25 protein-coding genes are annotated in these 24,360 nt (G+C 64.4%); 12 read left to right on the forward strand and 13 right to left on the reverse strand.

Annotated features, from left to right (window positions below; genetic code table 11):
• Positions 1-49: 49 nt before the first annotated feature.
• The 3 genes from AQUI_RS0122935 to AQUI_RS0122945 all read left to right on the forward strand — a co-directional run bounded on the left by AQUI_RS0122935 (position 50) and on the right by AQUI_RS0122945 (position 3,230).
• Entirely contained in the window at positions 50-757 is a 708-nt protein-coding gene (locus AQUI_RS0122935; RefSeq protein ID WP_027259611.1) for a glutathione S-transferase family protein, read from the forward strand.
• Positions 757-2,130: an L-serine ammonia-lyase gene (locus AQUI_RS0122940; RefSeq protein WP_027259612.1), complete on the forward strand. Its 1,374-nt coding sequence runs from the start codon at positions 757-759 to the stop codon at positions 2,128-2,130. Before AQUI_RS0122935 ends, AQUI_RS0122940 begins: the two co-directional genes overlap by 1 nt.
• 185 nt (positions 2,131-2,315) lie before the next feature.
• Complete coding sequence (locus AQUI_RS0122945; RefSeq protein ID WP_027259613.1) at positions 2,316-3,230, forward strand: DMT family transporter; 915 nt, start codon at positions 2,316-2,318, stop codon at positions 3,228-3,230.
• Here AQUI_RS0122945 and AQUI_RS0122950 read toward each other — a convergent pair.
• The gene (locus tag AQUI_RS0122950) at positions 3,217-3,879 is read right to left on the reverse strand and encodes a thiamine diphosphokinase (protein ID WP_027259614.1); all 663 of its coding nucleotides are present in this window, start codon (positions 3,877-3,879) and stop codon (positions 3,217-3,219) included. The genes AQUI_RS0122945 and AQUI_RS0122950 overlap by 14 nt on opposite strands.
• 119 nt (positions 3,880-3,998) lie before the next feature.
• Here AQUI_RS0122950 and AQUI_RS31355 point away from each other — a divergent pair, with 119 nt between their 5' ends.
• Positions 3,999-6,119, forward strand: coding sequence for a chemotaxis protein CheA (locus tag AQUI_RS31355; protein ID WP_245596963.1), 2,121 nt, complete (start codon positions 3,999-4,001; stop codon positions 6,117-6,119).
• Positions 6,120-6,253: 134 nt separating this feature from the next.
• Here AQUI_RS31355 and AQUI_RS0122960 read toward each other — a convergent pair whose 3' ends face one another.
• From AQUI_RS0122960 to nthA, 5 genes are all read right to left on the reverse strand, one after another.
• Positions 6,254-6,490, reverse strand: a complete 237-nt coding sequence (locus AQUI_RS0122960; RefSeq protein WP_027259616.1) for a DUF2842 domain-containing protein — start codon at positions 6,488-6,490, stop codon at positions 6,254-6,256.
• Entirely contained in the window at positions 6,490-7,803 is a 1,314-nt protein-coding gene (locus AQUI_RS0122965) for an adenylosuccinate synthase (RefSeq protein WP_027259617.1), read from the reverse strand. Before AQUI_RS0122965 ends, AQUI_RS0122960 begins: the two co-directional genes overlap by 1 nt.
• Positions 7,804-8,444: 641 nt before the next feature.
• A complete protein-coding gene (locus AQUI_RS0122970; protein WP_027259618.1) occupies positions 8,445-8,777 on the reverse strand; it encodes a nitrile hydratase accessory protein in 333 nt (110 codons plus the stop codon).
• Entirely contained in the window at positions 8,774-9,451 is a 678-nt protein-coding gene (nthB, locus tag AQUI_RS0122975; protein WP_027259619.1) for a nitrile hydratase subunit beta, read from the reverse strand. The genes AQUI_RS0122970 and nthB overlap by 4 nt, the downstream gene beginning before the upstream one ends.
• Positions 9,448-10,062: a nitrile hydratase subunit alpha gene (gene nthA, locus AQUI_RS0122980; RefSeq protein ID WP_027259620.1), complete on the reverse strand. Its 615-nt coding sequence runs from the start codon at positions 10,060-10,062 to the stop codon at positions 9,448-9,450. Before nthA ends, nthB begins: the two co-directional genes overlap by 4 nt.
• Before the next feature lie 170 nt (positions 10,063-10,232).
• Between nthA and secG the strand changes: the two genes are divergently transcribed.
• Complete coding sequence (secG, locus tag AQUI_RS0122985; protein WP_027259621.1) at positions 10,233-10,595, forward strand: preprotein translocase subunit SecG; 363 nt, start codon at positions 10,233-10,235, stop codon at positions 10,593-10,595.
• A gap of 172 nt (positions 10,596-10,767) precedes the next feature.
• Positions 10,768-12,411, forward strand: a complete 1,644-nt coding sequence (locus AQUI_RS0122990; protein ID WP_027259622.1) for a CTP synthase — start codon at positions 10,768-10,770, stop codon at positions 12,409-12,411.
• A gap of 162 nt (positions 12,412-12,573) precedes the next feature.
• Here the strand turns inward: AQUI_RS0122990 and AQUI_RS0122995 are convergent, their stop codons facing one another.
• Entirely contained in the window at positions 12,574-12,954 is a 381-nt protein-coding gene (locus tag AQUI_RS0122995) for a DUF983 domain-containing protein (protein ID WP_027259623.1), read from the reverse strand.
• A gap of 145 nt (positions 12,955-13,099) precedes the next feature.
• Here AQUI_RS0122995 and AQUI_RS0123000 point away from each other — a divergent pair, with 145 nt between their 5' ends.
• From AQUI_RS0123000 to AQUI_RS0123010, 3 genes are all read left to right on the forward strand, one after another.
• A complete protein-coding gene (locus tag AQUI_RS0123000; protein ID WP_027259624.1) occupies positions 13,100-14,470 on the forward strand; it encodes an aminotransferase-like domain-containing protein in 1,371 nt (456 codons plus the stop codon).
• 42 nt (positions 14,471-14,512) lie between these two features.
• On the forward strand, positions 14,513-14,845 hold the full coding sequence (locus tag AQUI_RS0123005; protein ID WP_027259625.1) for a DnaJ family domain-containing protein: 333 nt from the start codon (positions 14,513-14,515) through the stop codon (positions 14,843-14,845).
• An 80-nt stretch (positions 14,846-14,925) separates the two neighbouring features.
• The gene (locus AQUI_RS0123010) at positions 14,926-15,828 is read left to right on the forward strand and encodes a fructose bisphosphate aldolase (protein ID WP_027259626.1); all 903 of its coding nucleotides are present in this window, start codon (positions 14,926-14,928) and stop codon (positions 15,826-15,828) included.
• A 94-nt stretch (positions 15,829-15,922) separates the two neighbouring features.
• On the opposite strand, the gene AQUI_RS0123015 is transcribed toward AQUI_RS0123010, so the two are convergent.
• The 4 genes from AQUI_RS0123015 to AQUI_RS0123030 all read right to left on the reverse strand — a co-directional run bounded on the left by AQUI_RS0123015 (position 15,923) and on the right by AQUI_RS0123030 (position 18,758).
• Positions 15,923-16,138 carry a hypothetical protein gene (locus tag AQUI_RS0123015; protein ID WP_027259627.1) on the reverse strand — a complete coding sequence of 72 codons (216 nt, stop codon included), beginning with the start codon at positions 16,136-16,138 and terminating at the stop codon, positions 15,923-15,925.
• Positions 16,139-16,185: 47 nt separating this feature from the next.
• Entirely contained in the window at positions 16,186-16,383 is a 198-nt protein-coding gene (locus AQUI_RS0123020) for a hypothetical protein (protein ID WP_027259628.1), read from the reverse strand.
• Positions 16,384-16,830: 447 nt separating this feature from the next.
• Positions 16,831-17,616 carry a crotonase/enoyl-CoA hydratase family protein gene (locus tag AQUI_RS0123025; RefSeq protein ID WP_027259629.1) on the reverse strand — a complete coding sequence of 262 codons (786 nt, stop codon included), beginning with the start codon at positions 17,614-17,616 and terminating at the stop codon, positions 16,831-16,833.
• 77 nt (positions 17,617-17,693) lie between these two features.
• Positions 17,694-18,758, reverse strand: a complete 1,065-nt coding sequence (locus AQUI_RS0123030) for an SMP-30/gluconolactonase/LRE family protein (protein WP_027259630.1) — start codon at positions 18,756-18,758, stop codon at positions 17,694-17,696.
• A 93-nt stretch (positions 18,759-18,851) separates the two neighbouring features.
• On the opposite strand from AQUI_RS0123030, the gene AQUI_RS0123035 reads away from it, so the two are divergent.
• Both AQUI_RS0123035 and AQUI_RS0123040 read left to right on the forward strand, forming a co-directional pair.
• Positions 18,852-19,961, forward strand: a complete 1,110-nt coding sequence (locus tag AQUI_RS0123035; RefSeq protein ID WP_027259631.1) for a pyridoxal phosphate-dependent aminotransferase — start codon at positions 18,852-18,854, stop codon at positions 19,959-19,961.
• A 103-nt stretch (positions 19,962-20,064) separates the two neighbouring features.
• The gene (locus AQUI_RS0123040; protein WP_027259632.1) at positions 20,065-20,259 is read left to right on the forward strand and encodes a hypothetical protein; all 195 of its coding nucleotides are present in this window, start codon (positions 20,065-20,067) and stop codon (positions 20,257-20,259) included.
• A gap of 30 nt (positions 20,260-20,289) precedes the next feature.
• Here AQUI_RS0123040 and AQUI_RS0123045 read toward each other — a convergent pair whose 3' ends face one another.
• Entirely contained in the window at positions 20,290-21,498 is a 1,209-nt protein-coding gene (locus tag AQUI_RS0123045; protein ID WP_027259633.1) for a pyridoxal-phosphate-dependent aminotransferase family protein, read from the reverse strand.
• 205 nt (positions 21,499-21,703) lie between these two features.
• On the opposite strand from AQUI_RS0123045, the gene AQUI_RS0123050 reads away from it, so the two are divergent.
• Entirely contained in the window at positions 21,704-23,563 is a 1,860-nt protein-coding gene (locus AQUI_RS0123050; RefSeq protein ID WP_027259634.1) for an ABC transporter ATP-binding protein, read from the forward strand.
• A gap of 80 nt (positions 23,564-23,643) precedes the next feature.
• Here the strand turns inward: AQUI_RS0123050 and AQUI_RS0123055 are convergent, their stop codons facing one another.
• Positions 23,644-24,324, reverse strand: coding sequence for a TIGR04283 family arsenosugar biosynthesis glycosyltransferase (locus AQUI_RS0123055; protein ID WP_027259635.1), 681 nt, complete (start codon positions 24,322-24,324; stop codon positions 23,644-23,646).
• Positions 24,325-24,360: the final 36 nt, after the last annotated feature.

Genomic DNA, 24,360 nt, shown 5'->3' on the forward strand with positions numbered 1-24,360 from the left:
CGCCGGAAACGAACACGTATTCCGGGCGTCTGCGTCATAATATTGCGTCATGAAACCCGAATACCGCCTGCACTACGCCCCCGACAATGCTTCACTGGTCATCCGGCTGGTGCTGGAGGAGCTTGGCCAGCCGTTTGACACCGCTCTCGTCGACCGCAAGGCAAAGGCACAGCGCAGCGCCGAATACCTGGCGCTTAATCCGAGCGGGCTGATCCCGGTGCTTGAAACACCCGATGGCCCGGTGTTTGAAACCGCCGCCATCCTGCTGTGGCTGTCCGGCCGGCATGGGGCGATGGCCCCGGCAGCAGGGTCCGCGGATTACGCGCCATTCCTGAAATGGCTGTTCTTTGCCTCCAACACCTTGCATGCTGATCTGCGGATGCTGTTCTATCCGCAAAAATACATCGGTGATGACCGCGCCCAGCAGGCCCAGCTGCAGTCCGTCATCCGTCAGCGGCTGCATCAGCATCTGACCAGTCTCGACCGCGCCGCCGCAGAACGGCCTGCCTGGCTCGGCGCGCCGCAACCGTCGGTGCTGGACTACTACCTGGCCTGCCAGATGCGCTGGATGGGGCTTTACCCTGCCGATGCGGACAGATCCTGGTTCCGTACCGGAGACTACCCCAGCCTGCAGCGCCTCTGCGCCGGGCTCGAACACCGCCCCGCCGTTGCCAAAGCGTGCGAGGCCGAGGGCCTCGGCGCCACCCCGTTCACATTCCCGGCCTACGCCAATCCCCCAGAAGGATCAGCCACCTGATGTTCCTCTCCGTTTTCGACATGTTCAAAGTGGGCATCGGCCCGTCCTCCTCGCACACCATGGGGCCGATGGTCGCCGCCGCGCGCTTCCTCGACCTGATGCGCGCCTCGCCGTTTGAATTCCACGGTCTGCGCGCCTCGCTGCACGGCTCGCTTGCCTTCACCGGCGTCGGCCACGCCACCGACCGCGCCACCATCCTCGGCCTCGGCGGCTTTGTCGCCCATGACTATGATGACGCCAAGGCCGAGGCCTTCCTGGCGGAGCTAGACAAGACCCATACCATGCACCCCGAGGGGCTGGGCGAACTGCGCTTCGACCCCAAGGCCGACATGATCTTCGACTATGATCATGCGCTGCCGGGCCATTCCAACGGTATGATCCTGATGGCCACTGACGCCCAGGGCGACGTGATCCTGAAACAGGTCTACTACTCGATCGGCGGCGGCTTTGTCGTCACCGAGGAAGAACTGGCCCAGGGCAAGGCAACCGACGAAGGCGACCCGGTCCCCTTCCCGTTCAAGTCCGCCGCCGAGATGCTGGAAATGGCGAAATCCAGCGGCAAATCCGTCGCGGACATGAAGCGCGCCAATGAGATCGCCCGCGGCTGCGAGGACAGCCTCGCCAAGGGCACCGCCCGCATCTGGCAGGTGATGAACGACTGCATCAACCGCGGGCTGGAGCGCGATGGCATCCTGCCCGGCGGCCTCAACGTGCGCCGCCGCGCCAAGGGCATCCATGACGCGCTGATGGCCGAACGCGGCATGAACCTGACAGCGCCGCACACCATCAACGACTGGATGAGCGTCTATGCGATGGCGGTGAACGAGGAAAACGCGGCCGGCGGCCAGGTCGTGACCGCCCCCACCAATGGCGCGGCCGGCACCCTGCCTGCAGTGATCCGCTATTACCTCGACCATGTACCAGGTGCGTCCGAGACCCATGTGGAGGATTTCCTGCTGACCGCCGCCGCGATTGCCGGCCTAGTCAAATACAACGCATCGATCTCGGGCGCCGAAGCCGGCTGCCAGGCCGAGGTCGGCTCGGCCGCCGCCATGTCCGCAGCGGGCCTCTGCGCCGTGATGGGCGGCACGCCTGAACAGGTCGAGAACGCCGCCGAAATCGCACTGGAGCATCACCTCGGCATGACCTGCGATCCGGTGAAGGGCCTGGTGCAGGTCCCCTGCATTGAGCGCAACGGCCTGGCAGCGATCAAGGCCGTCTCCGCCGCATCCCTCGCTCTGCGCGGCGACGGCCAGCACTTTGTGCCGCTGGATGCCTGCATCGAGACCATGCGCCAGACCGGCGCCGACATGCATGACAAGTATAAGGAAACCTCGCTCGGCGGCCTGGCGGTGAACGTGCCGAACTGCTGAATTGGGTAAACTAACGCAACACAAGGCCCGTGCCTGACCTTGGGAGGGCGCAAAAGCGCCTTCCCGCGGGGAAGGTCAGGCGCGGGCCGTGCCGCTGCGCGACACGGCCCAAACAGACACTGCGTTCCGTCTTTTGCCAGCAACTCCCGCTTGCGCCGCACATCTCGCAGGCCTAGCGTGGCGCCATGACACAGGACCGCCCCCTCCTCGGCATTGCCCTGATGCTGGGTTTCTGCATGGTGATCCCGCTTGGCGACGCTATCGCCAAACTGCTGACCAACCGGGTGCCGGTCGCACAAATCGTCTTCATCCGTTTTGCCGCCCAGGCCGCACTCCTGCTGCCCCTGGCGCTGGCCATGCGGCTGCCGCTCAGCCTGTCGCGCCGGGTGGCGCCGCTGCTGTTCCTGCGGACCCTGCTGCAAATGGGCGGCATCGCCGCGATGTTCACCGCCTTCCGCTACTTGCCCTTGGCCGACGCGGTGGCGATTGCCTTTGTGATGCCCTTCCTGATGCTGCTCCTTGGCAAATACGTGCTGAAGGAACAGGTCGGCCTGCGCCGCCTCGGCGCCTGCGTTGTCGGCTTCGCCGGCACCCTGCTGGTGATCCAGCCCAGCTTTGCCGCCGTCGGCTGGAACGCGCTCTGGCCGCTGTTGGTGGCGGTGATCTTTGCCCTCTTTATGCTGGTCACCCGCAAGATCGCCAAGGAAACTGACCCGATCTCGCTGCAGGCCGTGGCCGGCGCCATGGGCACGGTGCTGCTCGCGCCGGTGTTCCTGATCGGCGATGCCATCAGCCTGCCTGCCCTCTCCGCCAGCCCGCCGCCGCAAGACACCTGGAGCCTGCTGGCCGCCGCGGGCGCCCTTGGCACCGTGGCGCATCTGATGATGACCTGGAGCCTGCGCTTTGCCCCCACCTCCACCCTTGCCTCGATGCAATACCTGGAAATCCCGGTGGCGGTATTCTTCGGCTGGCTGATCTTTGCGGAACTCCCGAACATGCTGGCAGCCTTCGGCATCCTCCTGACCATCAGCGCGGGCCTTTATGCAGTGATGCGCGAGCGCAAGGCCTCTGAAACTGAAGAACGCATCAACCCCGCCTGACCGCAGCCATCACATCCGGCAGCAGCCGCCGCGGCACAATCGCCAGCAGCCCCGGCCCCTCCGGCACCAGCCGCACCGGCCCCAAGGCCCGGTTCGACGTGCCGATCCGCCCCATCGGCGACATCTGCAGGCCGTCAATGGGCCACTCCAGCCCGTCGGACCGCCCCGTCACCGCCTGCATCGGAAAGAGCGAAATCACCTCCCCCGCCTCCGCAGGCAGTTCAACTGCATGGGTCAGGTGGAAAATCACCTCGGTCCCGCCAATCAGCACACACGGCGTGTCATGCCCCTGCACCAGCGTGTTGAACGCCGCCAGCTGATGATCCACCCGCGCGCCCAGAAACCCCACCGCCAGCACCACCGGCGCTGCAACAGACCGCAAGGCCTTATCGAAATCGGTGCTGTCCTGCTCCGCCACCGGAAACAAGTTGCCCGGCGGCAGCTGCGCGCGCGCATCCTCTGCCAGCGAGTCGAAATCACCGATCACCGCGCTTGGCACATGCCCCGCGGCCAGTGCCGCAGCAGCCCCGCCATCGGCCGCCACAAGCACCGGCGCCAGTGCCAGCGCCTCCTCCAGATCGCCGGATCCAAGCTCACCGCCGCCAACCAGGGTGATTGGTTCCGATACATCAACAATCAGACGGTTCATGGGGCGCATTCCTGGCAGTTTCGGAAACAAGTCACAATGTGAACACAAAATGATACGATCAATTGCACGGATTCGAGCAAAATTGGTCCTTCAAGCCAATATGGTAAATGACAACTGATGTGACGAAGACGAGCGAGCTGATGGTACATAACAACAAAGTCTTGACCGTATCCTATGGAACCTTTTCCTGCACTTTGGAAGGGTTTGAGGATTCCTTCGGCACAATGAAGGCCATTGCCGAGTATTTCCGCGACCTGGCCTCCGATGACCGCTACTTTGGCGCCGAACCGCCTCAGCCTGACGCCGACATGCTGGCACGGATCGCCCAGCGCGAGATCGCCCGCCAGGTTGAGGCCCGCACCAGCGACGGCGGCATTCACCTGCGCGCCGCCACCCCGGCGCTTGGTGCCGCTACAGCTGAAGCCCCTGCTCCGGCACCAGCCGCGGAACCGGTTGCAGCACAACCCGCCCCGGCAGAGAAACCAGCAGAACCTGCCGTGCCCGAAGCCGCCGCAGAGGAAACCGCAGCGGCAGACACGATTGCTGCCGAAGCCTCCAATTCCGCCGCCGAAGCCGTCGCAGAGGAAGCCCAGGCCGCAGCAACAGAGATCGAGGAAGCCGCGGCAAAGACTGAGGCCGAAGCAGAAGAAACTGCGGACGTCATCACCGAAGCCGAAGCCGAAGCCGAAGCCGAAGCCGAAGCCGAAGCCGAAGCCGAAGCCGAAGCCGAAGAAACCATCGCCGCTGTGCTGGGAACCGCAAGCGAAGAAGAACCGGCCCCCGCCGTTGAACTGCTCGAAGTTACCGAAGCCGAGACCGGGCTCACCGAAGCGGAGGCGGAAGCAGAAGCAGAAGAACATCTGAACGAGGCAGAACCGGTCGAGGCAGAAGCCCCGGCTGCCGCCCCCGCCGCCGACAGCATCGCCGCCAAACTGCAGCGCATCCGTGCGGTGGTGGCACAGACCCCGGACGAAGACTTCACTGAAGACGAACATGCCGACGACGTGCTGGAAAGCGCCGCCGAGGACATCTCCAACGCGCTGCTGGAGGATGACGGCGACGGCGCACCGGACTTCGCAGATGAAGGCGACGATGCAATCGCCAAGGCACTGGACCGCCTGGACCTGAACACCGGGGCCGCCGGCTCTGCAAGCGGTGACCCGGCACAAGGCAGCGACAGCCTGTTTGCCGGCCTGCAGGATGAAGACATCGCGCCGGCTGCTGCGGACTCCGCAGAAACCACAGACACCCGCAGCCCCGAAAACCTCCTGGCCGGCAGCACCGAGGACGAAGCGGCCGCTGCCAAACCTGCCCCGGCCCGTCCGGCGCGCGTGCGCATTACCAAGGTGAAACGCGCCGACTTTGACAAGGCCGTCGCGTCCGGTCGGCTGGAGGAGACCAAAGCCAGCGAAGCCCCCGCGCACGGGCAGCCGCCGCTGTCGGAGGAAGACGAAGCCGACCTGATGCGCGAACTGGCAGAGGTGGAGGCAGAAATTCTGGCCGCTTCCGAGGGTCAGAACGCCGCCGGAACGCCCGCCGCCGCCGGGGAGTCCCCGGCCCAGGCCACAGCAGCCAGCCTGGCGGACAGCGATGTCTCCCGGCTGATGGCCGCCGCCGACGAAAAACTCGAGGATCCGGACACCGCCTCTTCCCGCGAGGCCTACAGCCAGCTGCGCGGCGCTGTCGCCGCTACCAAGGCCGAAGGCTCCGCAGGCGGCACCGCCGGCAGCGATGGCGCCAAGCCTTACCGCGAAGACCTGGCCAGCGTGGTCCGCCCGCGCCGCCCGGAACCCCGTTCGAACGCCTCGGAACGCCCGGCCAGCCCGGCCTCCCGCCCGGCTCCGCTGAAACTGGTGGCTGAACAGCGCATTGACGAAGGCAGCACTCCGCAGCAGCCGGTGCGCCCGCGCCGGGTCTCGGCTGCGGTTCTGGGCGATGAGAGCGACGGCGGCAGCAGCGGTTTTGCCTCCTACGCCGCCGAACGCGGCGCCGCAGAACTGCAGGAGCTGCTGGAAGCGGCAGCCGCCTACATGAGCTTTGTCGAAGGCCGCGACCACTTCTCGCGCCCGCAACTGATGAGCAAGGTGCGCAGCGCCGGCAGCAGCGACTTCAACCGCGAAGACGGGCTGCGGTCTTTCGGCCAGCTCTTGCGCGACGGCAAGATCGAACGCTCCGGCAACGGCCAGTTCACCGCCTCCGGCGACATCGGCTTCAAGCCCGGCAAACGCGCCGCGGGCTGATCCCGGGCAGGACTAACAGAAAAGGCGGCCCCGCGAGGCCGCCTTTTTCATTTCCAGAACCAAAGCCGCTTCTTTCTGGTCTCAAATACCTCGGGGTGAATTGACCGCCAGGTCAAGAGGGGCAGCGCCCATCCTTATTTCTGATCCGCGTCGGGATCTTCCTTGCCGACGCCGCGGAACACAAACTTGAACGGCAGCACCCAGACTACCCCCAGCGCCACATAAATCAGCAGCTCCAGCCACAGTGGCGGCCGATCCAGCCAGTTCATCACCGTGACCGCAGCCACGATGTAAACCGGCATCCCGACCAGCAGGATCACCAGCGCCCAGCGCCGCCGGGCCTTGTAGCTCAGACCATTTCCCTCAGCCATCAGTCGGCAAAGGGATCGGTCACCAGAATGGTGTCGTCCCGCTCCGGGCTGGTGGACAGCAGGGCTACCGGGCATTCGATCAGCTCTTCCACGCGTTTCACGTATTTGATCGCATTGGCCGGCAGGTCATTCCAGCTGCGCGCGCCTTCGGTGCTCTCGCTCCAGCCGGGCATTTCCTCGTAGACCGGCGTGCAGCGAGCCTGGCTGTCGGCAGCTGTCGGCAGGTAATCCAGGCGTTCGCCGTCCAGATCATAGCCCACACAGATCTTCAGGGTCTCGAACCCGTCCAGCACATCCAGCTTGGTCAGCGAAATACCGTTGATGCCGGAGGTGGCGCAGGTCTGGCGCACCAGGCAGGCATCAAACCAGCCGCAGCGGCGCTGGCGGCCGGTGGTGGTGCCGAACTCATGGCCGCGGGTGCCCAGCCGGTCGCCATCCGCATCCGGCTTGCCGTCCGCATCCAGCAGTTCAGTCGGGAACGGGCCTTCGCCCACACGGGTGGTATAGGCCTTCACAATGCCCAGCACATAGTCGATCGAACCCGGCCCGATGCCCACGCCGGTTGCCGCCTGGCCCGCAATCACGTTCGACGAGGTCACAAACGGATAGGTTCCGAAATCAATGTCCAAAAGCGCGCCCTGTGCACCCTCAAACAGGATCCGCTTGCCCGCCTTGCGCTTCTCGTTCAGCACTTTCCAGACCGGTGCGGCATAGGGCAGGATTTTCGGTGCGATCTCTTTCAGCTGCTCAATGAGTGCATCACGGTCAACTGCCTCAACACCCAGTCCCTTGCGCAGCGGATCATGATGCTGCAGCGCGCGGTCAACGCGGGCAATCAGCGTCGCCTCATCGGCCAGATCGGCCACACGGATCGCACGGCGGCCCACTTTGTCCTCGTAACACGGGCCAATGCCGCGGCCGGTGGTGCCGATCTTGGTGCCTTTCGAGGCTGCCTCTTCGCGCGCCCGGTCCAATTCGCCATGCAGCGGCAGGATCAGCGGTGTGTTTTCCGCAACCATCAGGGTTTCCGGAGTGATCTCAACACCCTGCGCCTGAACCGTGGCGATCTCTTTCATCAGGTGCCAGGGGTCCAGCACCACACCATTGCCGATGACCGACAGCTTGCCGCCTCGCACCACGCCCGAAGGCAGCGCGTGCAGCTTGTAGACCTTGCCGTCAATGACCAGCGTATGGCCGGCGTTGTGGCCGCCCTGGAAGCGCGCGATGACGTCTGCACGCTCGCTCAGCCAATCCACGATCTTGCCTTTCCCTTCGTCGCCCCACTGGGCGCCGACTACGACGACATTGGCCATATCCGGTCCTTTACAGTCTTGGTTCAAACCCACGCTCATATAGCGATGCTGCGCAAGCAGTGGAACCGCAAATTCGCCGCAGTTGGCGCTAATTCACAGGGCACAGCGCCTTCCCCGCCCGGAATCAAGCCGCAGGCGCCGGGCGAACGTCTGCCCGCCCCTCCGGGCTGGCGCTTTCGAGAGGGCGGTTCGCCCTTGCCGGCTTGTTCGGACGTTGCATGGATAAATTGCCATACACAGCCGTTGCAGCGCCACCCCGCGGGCAGGCGCCCGCCCTCAGCATCAAGCCAACAACGCGGCACACCGCAGGGTGTTGCGCAACTAGCGCACGCCCCTTTCACGCCATCCTCACGCCCCTATGCCAGACAGCGAGCTGATCGAGATCACCCGCCATGGCGCCGCGCGCGGCGCCATGATACAAGGCCCAGGCATCTGTGAGGCTGCCTGGGCAATACCCGTAGACCGGCCCTGATAAAAATGGGGGTCGCTCAGGAAATCCTGTCCGAGCAGGTCCCGAGAGGGTCTGTCCAATTCCACCCGGCGCCGCCGCCATCCTTATCCGGATCAGCGCTCAAACAGGCGAAGAAAGACACGTCACACCGCCCAACCGGATGGCCCCGCCGGCAGAACCTGCTGCGCGGTCAATCGCTTAGCCGGACCGGCGCGCCATGCGGGGTCGACAGATAGGCCGCCTCCCAGCGGCTGCGCATCACCTCCGCCTCGGCAGGCGACGCCGCGCCCTCCTCGGCCAGAAACATCTCCAGCGTTTCCAGCCAGGCGCGAAAGTAATCCTCTCCGCCATCCAGCTCGCGGCTAAGGCCGTGGCGCCGCAAAGTGGCCGAGAACCGCTCCACCCACGCGCTCCATGTAAACCGTCCGGCTTCATTCAGATGCACCGTCAGCGCAAAGACCTGCGCATGCCAAGGCTCGGAAAAGACCGGCTCCGGCGCAGCCGCCTCGGGACAGCTGCTCATAACGGCTCCAGATAGCTTTGCCACAGGTCCAAGACCACTTCGTCTTCGGGATGTTCGGCGTGCGCCCACAGCGTGCGCGCGGCAAAGCGCACTGCATAAAGCGGCTCCGGCGCTTCGCCCAAACCATGCGCGCTGCTGTCCGGCAGCACATGGGTGCCATGCAGCCACAGGATATAGCCATGCGCCCCGGCGGCGTACTGCGGCAGCCGGGTGTGGCCGCCATCCACCAGCGCGCTGTCAGCAGGGATTCGCACCCGCACCGCCTGCCCCGGATGAAACCTCGGCTTCGGCCCGCCCTCGCGGCTTGCCGGTCCGCCCTTGGCCAGCGCAGCGGCAACAGCATCGGCCTTCAAGGCCCGCTCCGCCAGCGCATGCAGTCCCGCAGCGCCCTGCCCTTGCAGGTCTTCGCGCGTCAGCACGCCCTTCTCAACCAGCAGATCCGCCAGCGCCGAGATCCATTTCTCGTAATAGGAAAACCGTGTGTAATCTTTGGGCGACAGCCGCTCGCGGGCATGGCGGGAGGTGTCGATGTTCCACTGCCCCAGCGCGCCGCAGGCCAGCGTCACCGCCAGGGCGCGGGCGTGCCAGTTCTCGGCAAAGACCGGCGCGTCTTCGGCTTCAGGCACAACCGGTCCGTCGCCGAATCGTCCACCCATGTCATGCACCCGGGTCATGACGGCACCTTTGCCAGACTCGTGCCGATCATACTGTCGCGGGTCACCAGCGCGGCCAGGTCTTCCTCGTTCAGATCCTCGGTGCCTTCAGGGCGCATCGGCAGCACCAGATAACGGACCTCCGCCGTCGAATCCCAGACCCGCACAGACGTCCCTTCGGGCAGGGTCACGCCAAATTCCGCCAGAACTTTACGCGGCTCACGCACCGCACGGGCACGGTAGGCGTCGGATTTGTACCAGCCCGGCGGAATACCCAAAAGCGGCCAAGGGTAACAGCTGCACAGGGTGCAAACGACCATATTGTGCTGCAGGGCCGTGTTCTCCACCACCACCATATGTTCACCCTGACGGCCATAGAAGCCAAGCTCTACCAGTACCGGATCAGCATCCGCCAGCAGCGCCGCCTTGAACTCCGGATCGCTCCAGGCGCGGGCAACAACGCGGGCGCCGTTCTGCGGGCCGATCCTGTTCTGATAGGTATCAATGATCTCCTCCAGCGCGGCGGGATCAATCAACCCCTTCTGGATGAGAATCGTTTCCAGCGCCTTCACCCGCAAGGCGGGATCGGGCGGCAAAAGGGCGTGCGGGTGGTCCGGATGATCATGGGGCATGAAGAAACTCTGCCCTGCCGCAAGTGCTTGCGTCCAGTCACAATGCACCGCACAGGACCTCTGACCGCACGTTACGCACCTGCCCCCTGAAGAAGCAAACTCCGCCCTTGCCCCCCCGGTCATTCTTGCCTATTTACCGCCCGATACTCAGCCAACCGCCGCAGGGGCCCATGGAAAACGTTGTTCTCATCATCCATCTTCTTTTGGCTCTCGGCCTTATTGCCGTGGTTCTGCTGCAGCGCTCCGAAGGCGGCGGCCTTGGCATGGGCGGTGGCGGCGGCGGTGCTGTCTCCGGCCGCGCGGCAGCCACCGCGCTTGGCCGGCTGACCTGGATCCTGGCCATTGCCTTCATCTGCACCTCGATCACCCTGACCATCATGGCCGCGCAGAAATCCGCAGGCGCCTCGGTCACCGACCGTCTGGCTGTGCCGCAGGCCGAAGAGCAGGGCGATGCGCCGGCCGCACCGCTGGGCAGCGATCTGCTGCCTCCAAGCGAAGGCGACAACGCTCCGCTGGTTCCCAGCGCAGACTGACACACTACACCTTGAGAGGGTTTTAGGAACCGCAACAGCATCTTGCGGTTCCCTTGCGTTGTTTGCGCGAATCCTTTATATATGAAGTCCCGTGATGCTGCGGTTTTTGGGGTGATTCCAATCACCGCCGGGCAGCTGAAATCTGACTTCTCACGGGGGCAGCCGAATACATATGGCGCGTTTTATCTTCATCACCGGCGGTGTTGTTTCATCCTTGGGCAAAGGCCTGGCTTCGGCCGCGCTTGGCGCCCTTCTGCAGGCGCGGGGCTACTCGGTCCGCCTGCGCAAGCTGGACCCCTATCTGAACGTCGATCCTGGCACCATGAGCCCGTTTGAACACGGCGAAGTCTTTGTCACGGACGATGGCGCCGAGACCGACCTGGACCTGGGCCACTACGAACGGTTCACCGGGGTGCCTGCGCGCAAGAGCGACTCGATCTCGTCAGGCCGGATCTATACCAACGTGCTGGAGAAAGAGCGCCGCGGCGACTACCTGGGCAAGACCATCCAGGTCATTCCGCATGTCACCAACGAGATCAAAGACTTCATCTCCATCGGCGAGGATGAGGTCGACTTCATGCTGTGTGAAATCGGCGGCACCGTCGGCGACATCGAAGGGCTGCCCTTCTTTGAAGCCATCCGCCAGTTCGCCCAGGACAAGCCGCGCGGCCAGTGCTTGTTCATGCACCTGACCCTGCTGCCCTATATCAAGGCGTCCGGCGAGCTGAAGACCAAACCGACCCAGCACTCGGTCAAGGAGCTGCGCTCGATCGGGCTGGCACCGGACATTCTGGTCTGCCGTTCCGAAGGGCCGATCCCGAAGAAAGAGCGCGAAAAGCTGGCTCTGTTCTGCAACGTGCGCCCCGACAGCGTGATTGCCGCGCAGGATCTGAAATCCATCTACGAGGCGCCGCTGGCCTATCACCGCGAAGGCATGGATCAGGCGGTTCTGGATGCCTTCGGCATCTCCCCTGCCCCCAAGCCGAACCTGGCCCGCTGGGAAGATGTGGCAGACCGCATCTACAACCCCGAAGGCGAAGTGAAGGTGGCCATTGTCGGCAAATACACCCAGCTGGAAGACGCCTATAAATCCATCGCCGAGGCGCTGACCCACGGCGGCATGTCAAACCGGGTGAAGGTGAAGATCGAATGGGTCGATGCCGAGCTGTTCGACAAGGAAGACGCCGCTCCCTATCTACAGGGCTACCATGCAATCCTGGTGCCCGGCGGCTTTGGCGAGCGCGGCACCGAGGGCAAGATCAAGGCAGCGCAGTATGCGCGGGAAAACGACGTCCCCTACCTGGGCATCTGCCTTGGCATGCAGATGGCCGTGATCGAGGCCGCCCGCAATGTGGCGGGCATCACCGAGGCCGGTTCGGAAGAATTCGACCACGAGGCCGGCAAGAAACGGTTCGAGCCGGTGGTCTATCACCTGAAGGAATGGGTACAGGGCAACCACAAGGTCAGCCGCAAGGCGGATGACGACAAGGGCGGCACAATGCGTCTGGGCGCCTATGACGCGGCGCTGGCCGAAGGGTCCAAAGTGGCCGGCGCCTATGGCAGCACCCATATCGAAGAACGCCATCGCCACCGCTATGAGGTGGACATCAAATACCGCGAGAAGCTGGAAGAATGCGGGCTGAACTTCTCGGGCATGTCGCCGGACGGCCGCCTGCCGGAAATTGTGGAATGGAAAGACCATCCGTGGTTCATCGGCGTGCAATTCCACCCGGAACTGAAATCCAAGCCCTTTGCGCCGCACCCGTTGTTTGACGATTTCGTCCGCGCCGCCAAGGAGACTTCGCGGCTGGTCTGAGGTTTTGTGCGGCAGGCGGGTCTTCTCCCGCCCGTCGCTTGGCTCATGACACATGAGCCGCGCCCGTTGGGCCCTGCGCCGCTTCGCGGCGCAGGGAGAATACGGAAAAAGGCGGGCCAATGGCCCGCCTTTTACATTTTTATTGATTGGTTTCAGGCCGGGTTAGAACCCGTGCATCCGCTTGGCCCATTGATAGGCCACTACCAGCCCCTTCATCCGCGGCAGCATCACCAGCGAGGCCCCCACCGTGATCACCGACATGATGATTGCCAGTGTCCAGGGATCCGGCCGCAGCTGGGTGTAGACGATGTGCAGCGCAAAACCGAGGATGTGGCCGACCACCAGGATGGTCAGATAGGCCGGGCCGTCATCGGCGCGCTGGTGGTGCAGCTCCTGGGCGCATTCGCTGCAGCTGTCGTTCACCTTGAGATAGCTGTGCAAGAGCTTGCCCTCACCGCAATTCGGGCAGCGCAGCCGCAGCCCCTTCAGCAAGGCAGGTTTCATTTCCCGCTGATCCTGTTGCAAAACATCCATCCCAGTCATCGCACGTCTCCTTGGGGTTTGCGGCCAGATACCGCGATTCCAAGAATGATTGCAATCAATTTGCAATCATATATATTGTATTTATTGACGCGGTCAGCCATTGAACCAATCAATTACGGAACAATCACCCCTGGAGATTCTGCAGATGAAGCAGTGGACCCCGGCCCGTCTGGCCAATGCAAAGCCCCGCTATCTGGAACTGGCCGAGGCGATCAAATCCGACATCGACACCGGCGTGCTGGCACCCGGCGACCGGCTGCCGCCGCAGCGGCGGGTGGCGCAGGATCTGGGGGTGGATTTCTCAACCGTGTCACGCGGTTACGCCGAAGCAGTGCGGCGCGGCTACATCGAAAGCTTTGTCGGCCGCGGCACCTTTGTGAAGGCACCGGACGCGCTGCCGGAACGCCCCGATCCGCGGCGGGCGCTGGAAGAAGACCCGATGATGAACATGCCACCGGAGCCGGACGACCCGGCCTTGCTGGCGCGGATGCAAAAGGGGTTGGAGCATGTCTCAGCCAATCTGCTGCCGCTGTTGCGCTATCAATCGGTGACCGGCAGCCCGCAGGACCGGGCCATTGCGGCGGATTGGATGCAGGCAAACGGCCTGCCGTGCGCGCCGGAGCGGCTGGCAATCACCCCAGGTTCCCATGCCAGCCTTTATGCGATCCTCACGGTGCTGTGCGAGCCTGGTTCAACCATCTTGTGCGAGGATGTGACCTATCCCGGGTTGCGGTCGATTGCGGCCCGGCTGGGGATCCGGCTGATCGGACTGGCGGGGGACCAGGGCGGCATCCTGCCGGATGCGCTGGAGAAGGCGGTCACCGATCACTGGCCGGCAGCGTTGTACCTGAACCCGACCCTGCAGAACCCGACCACCCGGACCATGCCCAGCCACCGGCGGCAGGAGGTGGCGGCAGTGCTGCAAAAACATGACCTGCCGCTGATCGAAGACGACGCCTATTGCTTCGTTGCCGAGGATGCGCCTGCCGCCATCAGCAGCCTGATCCCGGATCTGAGCTGGCATATCGCGGGCCTCTCCAAATGTTTCGGCGCCGGGTTGCGGCTGGCCTATACGACCGTGCCCAAGCGCGGCCTGATGGGGCAGTTTTCACAAGCGCTGCGGTCGATGCATGTAATGGTATCGCCGCTGAACCTGGCGCTGCTGGGCCGCTGGATCGAGGATGGCACTGCAACGGAAATCCAAAGTTTTGTCCGCAAGGCGGCGGCGCAGCGGCAAGCCTTGGCGGCGGAGGTGCTGCAGGAGTGCTTTACCGATGCGGACCCGCTGGCATTCAACCTTTGGCTCACCCTGCCGCGCGGCACCAGCCGGGCCGAGGTGATGGGCCGTATGGCAGGCCGTCAGATCGGAATCATGCCAAGCGATGCCTTTACCGTGACCGGGCTGCCGGAGGAAGCAGTGCGCGTCTGCCTGGGCGGCCCCATTGCATTGGGCGAATTGCACGAGGATCTTATTGCCCTGAATGATGCGGTCACCCGCAAGGACTGGCTGGGCTGAGCTGCGGCTGATAAGATCCCGGCGCAACGCAAGAGGCCCTGTATGATCCGCGCATTCCGAAATCTCATTGAACGCCAGCTGGCCAAAGCGCAGGCTGAGGGGCAGCTGCAGGGGCTGGAAGGTGAAGGCAAGCCCTTGCCCGACCGCAGCAGCGAGGCGCATGTGGATGCGGGGCTGGCGGCAGGGATGCGGATCATGGCTCAGGCCGGCGTGGTGCCGGAGGAGTTCACACTGAAGGACCAGCTGGCCGCAGCGCGCAGGGAATATGCAGGATTGGCAGATCCAGAGGCGCGCAAGGCGGCGATGGCGCGGATCTCGGATCTGGAAATGCGCTATAACATGGCGCGGGATGCGCGGAAATCCTTCTTCCGTTAGCGCAACACCCCGTTGTTTCCCAGCAGATTCGCGCTATAGACAGCGCCAAGACAGACCATTCCCAAGAAGAGTGACGCATTATGGCAAAAGACGCTTCCGTACAGCAGGCACAACTCGACCGCATCGCCACCGGCAATGGCTTCATTGCGGCGCTGGACCAATCCGGCGGCTCGACCCCGAAGGCGCTGGCGCTTTATGGCGTGACCGAAGACGCCTACTCCGGCGATGACGAGATGTTCGCCGAGATTCACAAGATGCGCACCCGCATCATCACCTCGCCGAGCTTCGGCAAGGAGCGCATCCTGGGCGCGATCCTGTTCGAGAAGACCATGGATGGCGAGATCGACGGCAAGCCAACCGCGGACTTCCTGTGGGGCGATTGCGGCGTGGTGCCGTTTCTGAAGGTCGACAAGGGCCTGGCGGATGAGGCGGCCGGCGTGCAGATGATGAAGCCGATGCCGGAGCTGGACGCGCTGCTGGCGCGCGCCTGCACCAAGGGTATCTTCGGCACCAAGATGCGGTCTGTGGTCAAGGACGCCAATGCCGAGGGCATCAAGGCGGTTGTCGCCCAGCAGTTCGAAGTCGGGCAGCAAATCGTCGCGGCCGGGCTGGTGCCGATCATCGAGCCGGAAGTGGACATCAATTCCGCGACCAAAGCCGAAGCCGAAGACATCCTGAAGGCGGAGGTCAAGGCGCAGCTGGACGCCCTGCCCGCGGACTGCAAGGTGGCGTTGAAACTGACCATCCCGTCCAAGGCAGGCCTGTATGATGATCTGGCGGATCACGCCAATGTGGTGCGGGTAGTGGCACTGTCGGGCGGCTACACCACCGATGACGCCTGCGCCCGCCTGTCGCAGAACGCCAAGATGATCGCCTCCTTCAGCCGCGCCCTGACCGAAGGGCTGAACGTGGCTATGAGCGATGCGGATTATGATGCCGCTCTGGGCGCGAATATCTCCAAGATCTACGACGCGTCGCTGTAAGCCGTCCGCAGATCTGTTGATTTGAAAGCCGCGCCTGTACAGGGCGCGGCTTTTTTATGGCCGGAAGGTCAGAGGCCCGGATCAAAAGCCAGGATCAGAGACCGGAGCGCCCGGCGCAGCAGACCGCCAGCACCAGTCCGGCGCCGCTGAAGAAGGGCAGCCAGAAAAACCGCAATGCAGTCAGGGTGAACCAGCCGGGCTGATCCTCCGCGGCCTGGCCCGCGCCGCCGAGCCAGGCCCAGAACACCAGCGCCGAGGCGGAGATCATCACCCCGCTGAAGGCGAGCAGCCAGCGTACCGAGCTAGGCATCGCGGCCTCTGCCGCTGCGGGCCTGCGGCTGGCGGCGAGCCATCCGCTCACGCCGCTTCGGTCAGCGACGGGCGCAGGCCGGTATAGCTGACTTTGTTTTCATTGACCGCAAGATAGCGCCGCGCCTCCTCGCGGTCCCCGAAGCACAGGGCCTCGTCATAAAAATAGGTGATCCGGTCCCCGGTCCGGGACAGCAGGCCGCCGCTTTCAAACAAGATGAACCATTTTTTCTGCACCAGTTGCATCAGCCTCACTCCTTTCTGAAGTCCGGTCTTGAGACAGCGTCTGCCTCAGCCGGGTCTACTGCAGGTCTTCAGAGCGCAAGCAGCCATCCGGTGCCCGTGCGGGCCTCCCGGCAGCAGATTTCCAAATACTGGATTGGCCTCTCTCGCGCCCTGCTAAAGGCAGAATTCGCCCGCAGGTATTGCCAAAAGGTTAACAGGTGTTTCTGTTGATTTTACGCGGCATTTTTCTGCCGGCAGGCGGCGGTTTCCCGCTGGCATCGGCGGATTTTCGGAAAAATTGGCGAAATTCCGCTGTTGCGGTTTTTGACGGCAGGCAGGCAGCGAAGCGCCCGTTCCGGGCGCTGCTTCCGGCGGGGATATTTACAGCCAGAAGAAGCTGTTGGAATTCCGGTTCAGCACCACGCGGGCGGCGGTACAGGGGCGGAAAAGAAACCGTCCTGGCAGGGTTCAGCCGAAATCTGGCGGGCGTTTTTGCAGCTGCGCCGCGACGGCCTCCATCTGATCCGGCTTGCCGATCAGTTCCAGCTGCTCGGCGCTTTCGGCCAGCAGCACATCGGCCTGGCCTGCACCGCTTTCGGCAAAAGCGATCATGCGTTTGGCAGCGCGGATGGCGGAGGGGCTTTTTGCTGCGATGACGGTGGCCAGTTCCTGGGCACGGGTGAGCGGGCTGTCTGCCAACTCACTCAGCAGGCCCCAGCCCAGCGCCTGCTGCGCGCCGACCTTCTCGGCGGTGTAGGTCAGGCGGCGCAGTACGTCGGAGCGCAGCAGCCGCGGCAACAGTGCCATGCCGCCCATGTCCGGAATCAGCCCCCATTTCATTTCCATCACCGACAGCTGCGCCTCCGGGTGGGCAATGCGGATGTCGGCACCCAGCGCGATCTGCAAGCCGCCGCCGAAACAGGCGCCATGGATGGCGGCGATCACCGGCACCGGCACCCGGCGCCAGACCATCGCCACCTCCTGGAACGCGTTGGCGTCGTGGTGCGTGCGTTCCATCACCAGGGTGCTGAGGTCGCGCTGCGCAAACCCGGCCAGCGCGGCCATGTCGAGACCGGCGCAGAAGCTTTTGCCGGATCCGGCCAGCACCACCGCACGGGCGTCCGAGGCGGCGACTTCCTGGCCTGCGGCGATGATCGCCTCGATCATCTCTTCGTCGAGCGCGTTGTGCTTGTCCGGGCGGGCAAGCGTGACATAGGCGATGTGGTCCTTGTAGCCGGTGGTGACTTTGGCCATGGTGTGCTCTCCGCTGCTGGTGTGGCTCCAGCCTGCCCCGGCAGCGGACGGGTTGCCAGTCCGACGTGGGGGAAGGGTCAGGGCTGCAGCGGCATACGGGCGAACCAGGGCGAGTCCAGCGTCATCACATAAAGCTGCCCTCCCGCTACCTTGCCGCCGGTGGTGACGCCGAGGCGCCCGTCCGGGTCCTGCAGCGTGCGCAGGACGTTCCCCTGCCCGTCGAACTGCATCAGCATGCCGCGATGCACCGGTGCCGGTCGCACCATTGGCCCCAGGCGCCAGATCAGTTTGCGTAAGGCCGGGTACGGCATCAGCTTTTCCGACGGCAGGCGCGGGCTGGCGAAGGCGAGCCAATAGGTGCCGTCGCCCTGCGCCTCGAGATTGTCAGGGTAGCCAGGGAGGTTGTCGAGAAAGACCTCGCGCTGGCCTGCCCACTCGCCCTTGAGCCAGAGCCGGTGGACGCGGGCGCGGCCGGTTTCGTTGATCAACAGAAACTCCTCATCCGGCGACAGGGCAATGCCATTGGTGTAGACAAAGCCGTCCGTGAGTTTTTCGACGGTGCCGTCTGGCGCCAAGCGGGCGACATAGCCTGTGTCCGACTGCTCCCAGATGGTGAGGATCGAGGTCGGCTTGGTGCCACCCATGGTTTCCGGGTCGAACCGGTTGGAGGAGTTGGAGAAATAAACGGTGCCGTCGCGGGCAACATCCAGCTGGTTGGCATAGAGGATCGGGGCGCCGCCGATGTTGTCGGTCAGAACTTCCAGCGTGCCGGGGCCGGTCCAGCGCAGGATGCCGCGGAAGCTGTCGGCGATATAGAGAGCACCGTCCGGCCCGGCCTTGAGGCCCAGCGGGCGGCCGCCCAAGCGGTCGATCAGCTGCGGCTCCGCCCCGTCGATGCGGTAGAGATTGCCGGAAAGGCTGGTGGTATAGACCGCGCCGTCCGGCGTTTGAGCCAGATCCTCCGGCCCGAGACCGCCGTTCGGAAGCGTGATAAGGTCCGCCGCATCCAAAGCGTTGTTTTCAGCATAAGGGCCGGTAAAGCCCGGAGCCTCGGGCGGGTCATAGGCGATGGGGTCCACCGGGACGGGCCAGAACAGCAGATAGGCCAAAGCGGCGGCCAGCAGGGCAAAGACAATGCGCATGAAAGAATCCCTTAAAGGTCTGGCGCAGACTGCGCGGGCGGCTGAGGGGACGCAAGCCTTGCCCCCTTCGCGGGCTTGGGGTTATCTGCGGCCATGACTGGTCCCCGCTATACCCCGCTTGCGCAATCCCTGCCCGCCACCGTGCCCTTTGTCGGCCCTGAGACACAGGAGCGCGAGCGTGGTGCGCCCTTTGCCGCGCGGATGGGGGCGAATGAGAACATTTTCGGCCCCTCGCCCAAGGCGGTTGAGGCGATGGGCGCAGCGGCGGCGGAAATCTGGAAGTACGGCGATGCGCAAAGCCATGATCTGCGCCACGCGCTGGCGGCGCATCACGGGGTGGCGCCGGAGCATATCCTCGTCGGTGAAGGCATCGACGGGTTGCTCGGCTATCTGGTGCGGCTGCTGGTGGGCGAAGGTGACGCGGTGGTGACCTCGCTGGGGGCCTATCCGACGTTCAACTATCATGTGGCGGGGTTTGGCGGGGTGATCCACACCGTGCCCTATAAGGACGACCGTGAGGATTTGGCCGCTCTGTTTACCAGGGCGGCGGAGGTGGATGCCAAGATCGTCTACCTGGCCAACCCGGACAATCCGATGGGCAGCTGGCACAACGGCGCAGATATTGCCGTGGCGCTGGACCACTTGCCGGAGGGCTGCCTGCTTCTGCTGGACGAGGCTTATGTGGAATGCGCGCCGGAAGGCACCGCGGCGCCCATCAGCGCCGATGATGTGCGGGTGATCCGGATGCGGACCTTTTCCAAGGCCTATGCCATGGCCGGTGCACGGGTGGGCTATGCCATCGGCCACCCGGAGCTGATTTCCGCCTTCAACAAGGTGCGCAACCATTTCGGCATGAACCGGGCGGCGCAGGCGGGGGCGCTGGCGGCCTTGCAGGATCAGGACTGGCTGGCGCAGGTGCTGGCGCAGATCCGCGGCGCGCGGGACCGGATTGCTGGGATCGCGGCGGAAAACGGGTTGAGCGCCCTGCCCTCGGCCACCAATTTCGTGGCGATTGATTGCGGCCGGGACGGGATGTTTGCCAAGGCGGTGCTGGGCTCGCTGGTGGATCAGGGGATCTTTGTGCGGATGCCCTTTGCCGAACCGCAAAACCGCTGCATCCGGGTGAGCTGCGGGCCGGAAGCGGAGCTGGATGCCTTTGCCGCGGCGCTGCCGCGGGCGCTTGCGGCGGCGCAGACCGCCTGAAGCGGGCGGCTGAAACCTGCCAACTCCCGCCTGATCGCGGCGGTTTTACCGGACATTCACCACTCCTGGGCTACCATTTAGACGTAGAACCGGGAGAATTGTCATGCGTGACCCTGAACTGCCGGCCAACATGCCGGATTTCTTCACTGCCGCAATCACCTTTGCCGGGATCAACCTGATGTGGATCTTCTTTGTGGTCTGGGTGATGTACGGAATGGTGCCTGTTCTGGTGCTGGCGGTGCTGATCAATCATCTTATCACCAGGCTGGAAATACGTCTGAATTCGCAGAAGGCGTGACTCCGCCTTCTGCCTGTTTCCGGGGGGCTGCTAGTGCCCGGCCATTGCTGCTGCGGCGGCTTCCAGCGCGCCAGGCCCATGCGGGATATTCAGGGCCCTCAGCCCCGTTTCGATACCGCCCAGCAGGCCCATGACCATATGGCCGTTGACATGGCCCATATGGCCCAGTCGGAAAAAGCCGTGCCATTCCGGGCTGCTTGACGGCGCCATGCCAAGGCCGATGCCCAGCGTCAGGCCCAGGCTCTGTTCCAGCCACATGCGCAGCTCGGTTCCCAGCGGCGACCCGATCCGCAAGGCGGTGACCGCATGGGAACGCAAGGACCGCTCCGGCACGTTCATGCGCAACGGGCCGTCAGCGCCCCAGGCCTCGCAAGCGGCCCAGATGGTGCGGGCCAGATGGGCATGCCGGGCCCAGGTGTTTTCAACCCCTTCGGCGTGGATCATGTCCAGCGCCGCGCGAAGGCCGTAGAGGTGGTGCGTGGGCGCGGTGCCGCCGAAATACTGGTAGAACTCCTGCGGGTTGGCGCGCGGCGCCCAGTCCCAATAACGGCTGATCCGCGGCAGCGCTTTGCGGGCAACGGCGGCCTTGTCATTGAAAAATACAAAGCCAAGGCCCGGCGGCACCATCAGCCCCTTCTGGCTGGCGCTGACCATCACATCGACGCCCCAGGCGTCCATCTCGAACCGCTCACAGCCAAGCGAGGCGATGCAGTCTGCCATCAGGAGCGCCGGGTGGCCGGTTTCGTCCAGCAGATGACGCAGCCCCGCAATGTTGTTGCGGATCGAGCTGGAGGTGTCCACATGCACGCCCAGGACTGCCTTGATGCGGTGGGCGGTGTCGGCGGCCAGCGCATCGGCGATGCGGTCCATGTCCCAAGGCGCGCTGGTGCCGAAATCGAGCACTTCGGTTTCGACGCCCAGCCCTTGGGACATTTCCGACCAGCCGATGGCAAAGCGGCCTGAGGAGGGCACAAGCACGCGGTCGCCCGGCTGCAGGGTGTTCTGCAAAGCGGCCTCCCAGGCGCCGTGGCCGTTGGAGATATAGATCGCAGCCTGATGAGCGGTGCGCGCCACCCGCCGCAGATCCGGGATCAGGGTGGCAGTCATCTCGACCAGCTCACCGGCATAAATATTCGGCGACGGGCGGTGCATCGCCTGCAGTACCGGATCCGGCACCACCGAAGGGCCGGGAATGGCAAGATAGGGCCGGCCGGCTGATACGTTTACAGATCCGCTCATGGGCAATGTTCCTTGCAGCGCGGGCGGGGGAATGCCGCCGCGGTTGAACCTTGACGGCACAGTAGCCGGCGGATTCGCATGGTCAATTGCCGCGGACGCAGGGTCACGGCGAAGTGCTTGCGCCCTGCAGCCCAGCTGCTTAAATGGTTGCGGCATGTCAGAAAAGGCGCAAAATGACCCGAACTCCCTGCCGGACCCTCCCCGCATGAGCAAGCCTCACAAATCCTCGCGCGAGCTGTTCGGCTGGCTGTGGCGCGGCTATCTGCGCCATTACATCGGGCTGTTGGGCATTGCCGCGGTATTCATGCTGATCGAAGGCGCCACCATGGGCGCGCTTGGCTATATGATGCAGCCGATGTTCGATCTGGTGTTTGTCGCAGGCAATTCAAATGCGCTGGTCTGGGTCAGCCTGGCGTTTCTGGCGATCTTCACCCTGCGCGGCGTGTCCAGCGTTACCCAGAAGGTTCTGCTGAGCAAGGTCTCGCAGACCTCTGCCGCGCATCTGCGCAAGGACATGCTGGCGCGGCTGATCCGGCAGGATCCGGCGTTTCACCAGCAGCACCCGCCGGGGCTGCTGATCCAGCGGATCCAATCGGATGTCTATGCCATCAACGCGGTCTGGCAGGCGGTGATCACCGGCGCCGGGCGCGATCTGGTGGCGCTGATGGCGGTGCTGGGTGTGGCGTTCAGCATTGATTGGCGCTGGACGCTGATCCTGCTTGTCGGGGTGCCGGTGCTGCTGCTGCCGATCTCCACCATCCAGCGCTATGTGCGCAAAAAGGCGTCGCGCGCGCGGGATCTGGGCGCCGATCTGGCAACCCGTCTGGACGAGATTTTTCACGGCATCGTGCCGGTCAAGCTGAACCGTCTGGAGGAGTATCAGGTCCGCCGGTTCTCTGACCGCACCGATGATTTTGTCGGCTCTGAGGTGAAGGCGGCCTTTGGCACCTCGTCGATTTCGGGCATGACCGATATCATGGCCGGCGTCGGTTTCATGGCGGTGCTGCTCTATGGCGGCAACGAGATCATTGCCGGCGAAAAGACCGTCGGCCAGTTCATGAGCTTTTTCACCTCGATCGGGCTGAGTTTCGAGCCGATGCGGCGGCTGGCCAATATTTCCGGTGTCTGGCAGGGCGCGGCGGCAGCCCTTGAGCGGATCAAGGAGCTGCTGGATGCACCTATTCTGCTGAGCGAGCCGGAAAACCCCAAGGCCGCGCCAGCCGGCCTCCCTGCCATCAGCCTGAGCGGTGTCGAGCTGAGCTATGGCGATGCGCAGATCCTGCACGGGCTGACGCTGGAGGCCGAAGCCGGCAAGACCACGGCGCTGGTGGGGGCTTCGGGCGCGGGCAAATCGACGATCTTCAACCTGCTGACCCGGATGGTGGATCCGCAGGCGGGGTCGGTCGCCGTGGGCGGGGTTGAGGTCACCGATCTGAACACCGCCGATCTGCGCAGCCTGTTTTCCGTGGTGACGCAGGATGCGATGCTGTTCGACGAGACCCTGCTTGAGAATATCGTGCTCGGGCGCACCGATGTACCCGACGCAGAGCTGCAAGCCGCGCTGGAGGCCTCGCATGTGGCGGATTTCCTGCCCAAGCTGGAGCATGGGCTGGAGACCCGGGTGGGGCCGCGCGGATCAGCCCTGTCGGGAGGTCAGCGCCAGCGGGTTGTGATTGCGCGGGCTTTGCTGCGCAACACGCCGGTGCTGCTGCTGGACGAAGCGACCTCGGCCCTGGATGCGCAGTCTGAAAAGGTGGTGCAGCAGGCGCTGGACAAGCTGGCCGGCGGGCGCACCACGCTGGTGATTGCGCACCGGTTGTCGACCATCCGCAACGCCGACAAGATTGTGGTAATGGACCGCGGCCGGGTACTGGACCAGGGCACGCATGACGATCTGCTGGCGCGCGGCGGTGTTTATGCCGACCTATACCGGCTGCAGTTTCAGGACGGCAAGACGGTGGTGGATACCGCAGGCATCGCCGCCCAGGCCGAGCAAGTGCCGGGCGGTGCAAAGAGTGGCAAGGAACGCTGGTTCCGCCGGTTTTCCCGCAAGGTGTTTGGCTGAGTATCTTTCAATATTTCGCCCGTCTGCCCCCCATGGGCGGGCGCTTCGCTTCCGCCCGCGGACGAACCCTGCTCTCTCCTCTATTTCCGGTAAGAAGCAGCCAGCTTTCTTGTATCCCACCCAAGAAAATACCGCATCAGCGTCCACAGGTTGCGTGCTCCGCGCCGCAGCCAGCCCGCGCGCTGGTAGCGCGCGGCGCTGGTCAGCGCCGCGCTTGGCAGAATCGTCACACACTGTAAGCGGCGCACCAACGCCACGTCCTCCATCAGCGGCTGGTCGGGATAACCGCCTGCGGCCTCATACGCCGCCCGGCGGATCAGCAGGCCCTGATCGCCATAGGGCAGCCCGAACAGCCGCGTGCGCAGATTGGCCCAGCCCGCAACCCAGGCGGGCATCAGCCCGCGCGCCCTGAAGCGCAGGCGGAAACAGGCGGGGCTGCCCTGCCCCTTTTGCAGATGCTGCGCCACAGCTTTGGCCCAGCCGGGTTCCAGGTGAGTGTCGGCGTGCAGCACCAAAAGCCAGTCCCCCTTGACCGCCGCACAGCCCCGCCGCAGCTGGCCGCCGCGGGAGGAGGCGCCGCTGATCCACTCTGCGCCTGCACCATCGGCGATGGTTCGGGTGGCGTCGGCGGAGCCGCCGTCGGTGATCACCAGTTCGCGGATCAGGCCCGCTGCCACCCCCTCCATCAGGTATTCCAGCGTGGCGGGCAGCTCTTCGCTTGCGTTCAGAGTGGGGATCACGATGCTGACCGGCGCGGGCATGGATGGTTTTCCTGTTTTCTTCCACCCTGCTTCCTA

The organism is Leisingera aquimarina DSM 24565 (genome assembly GCF_000473165.1).
GTDB classification, from domain to species: domain Bacteria; phylum Pseudomonadota; class Alphaproteobacteria; order Rhodobacterales; family Rhodobacteraceae; genus Leisingera; species Leisingera aquimarina.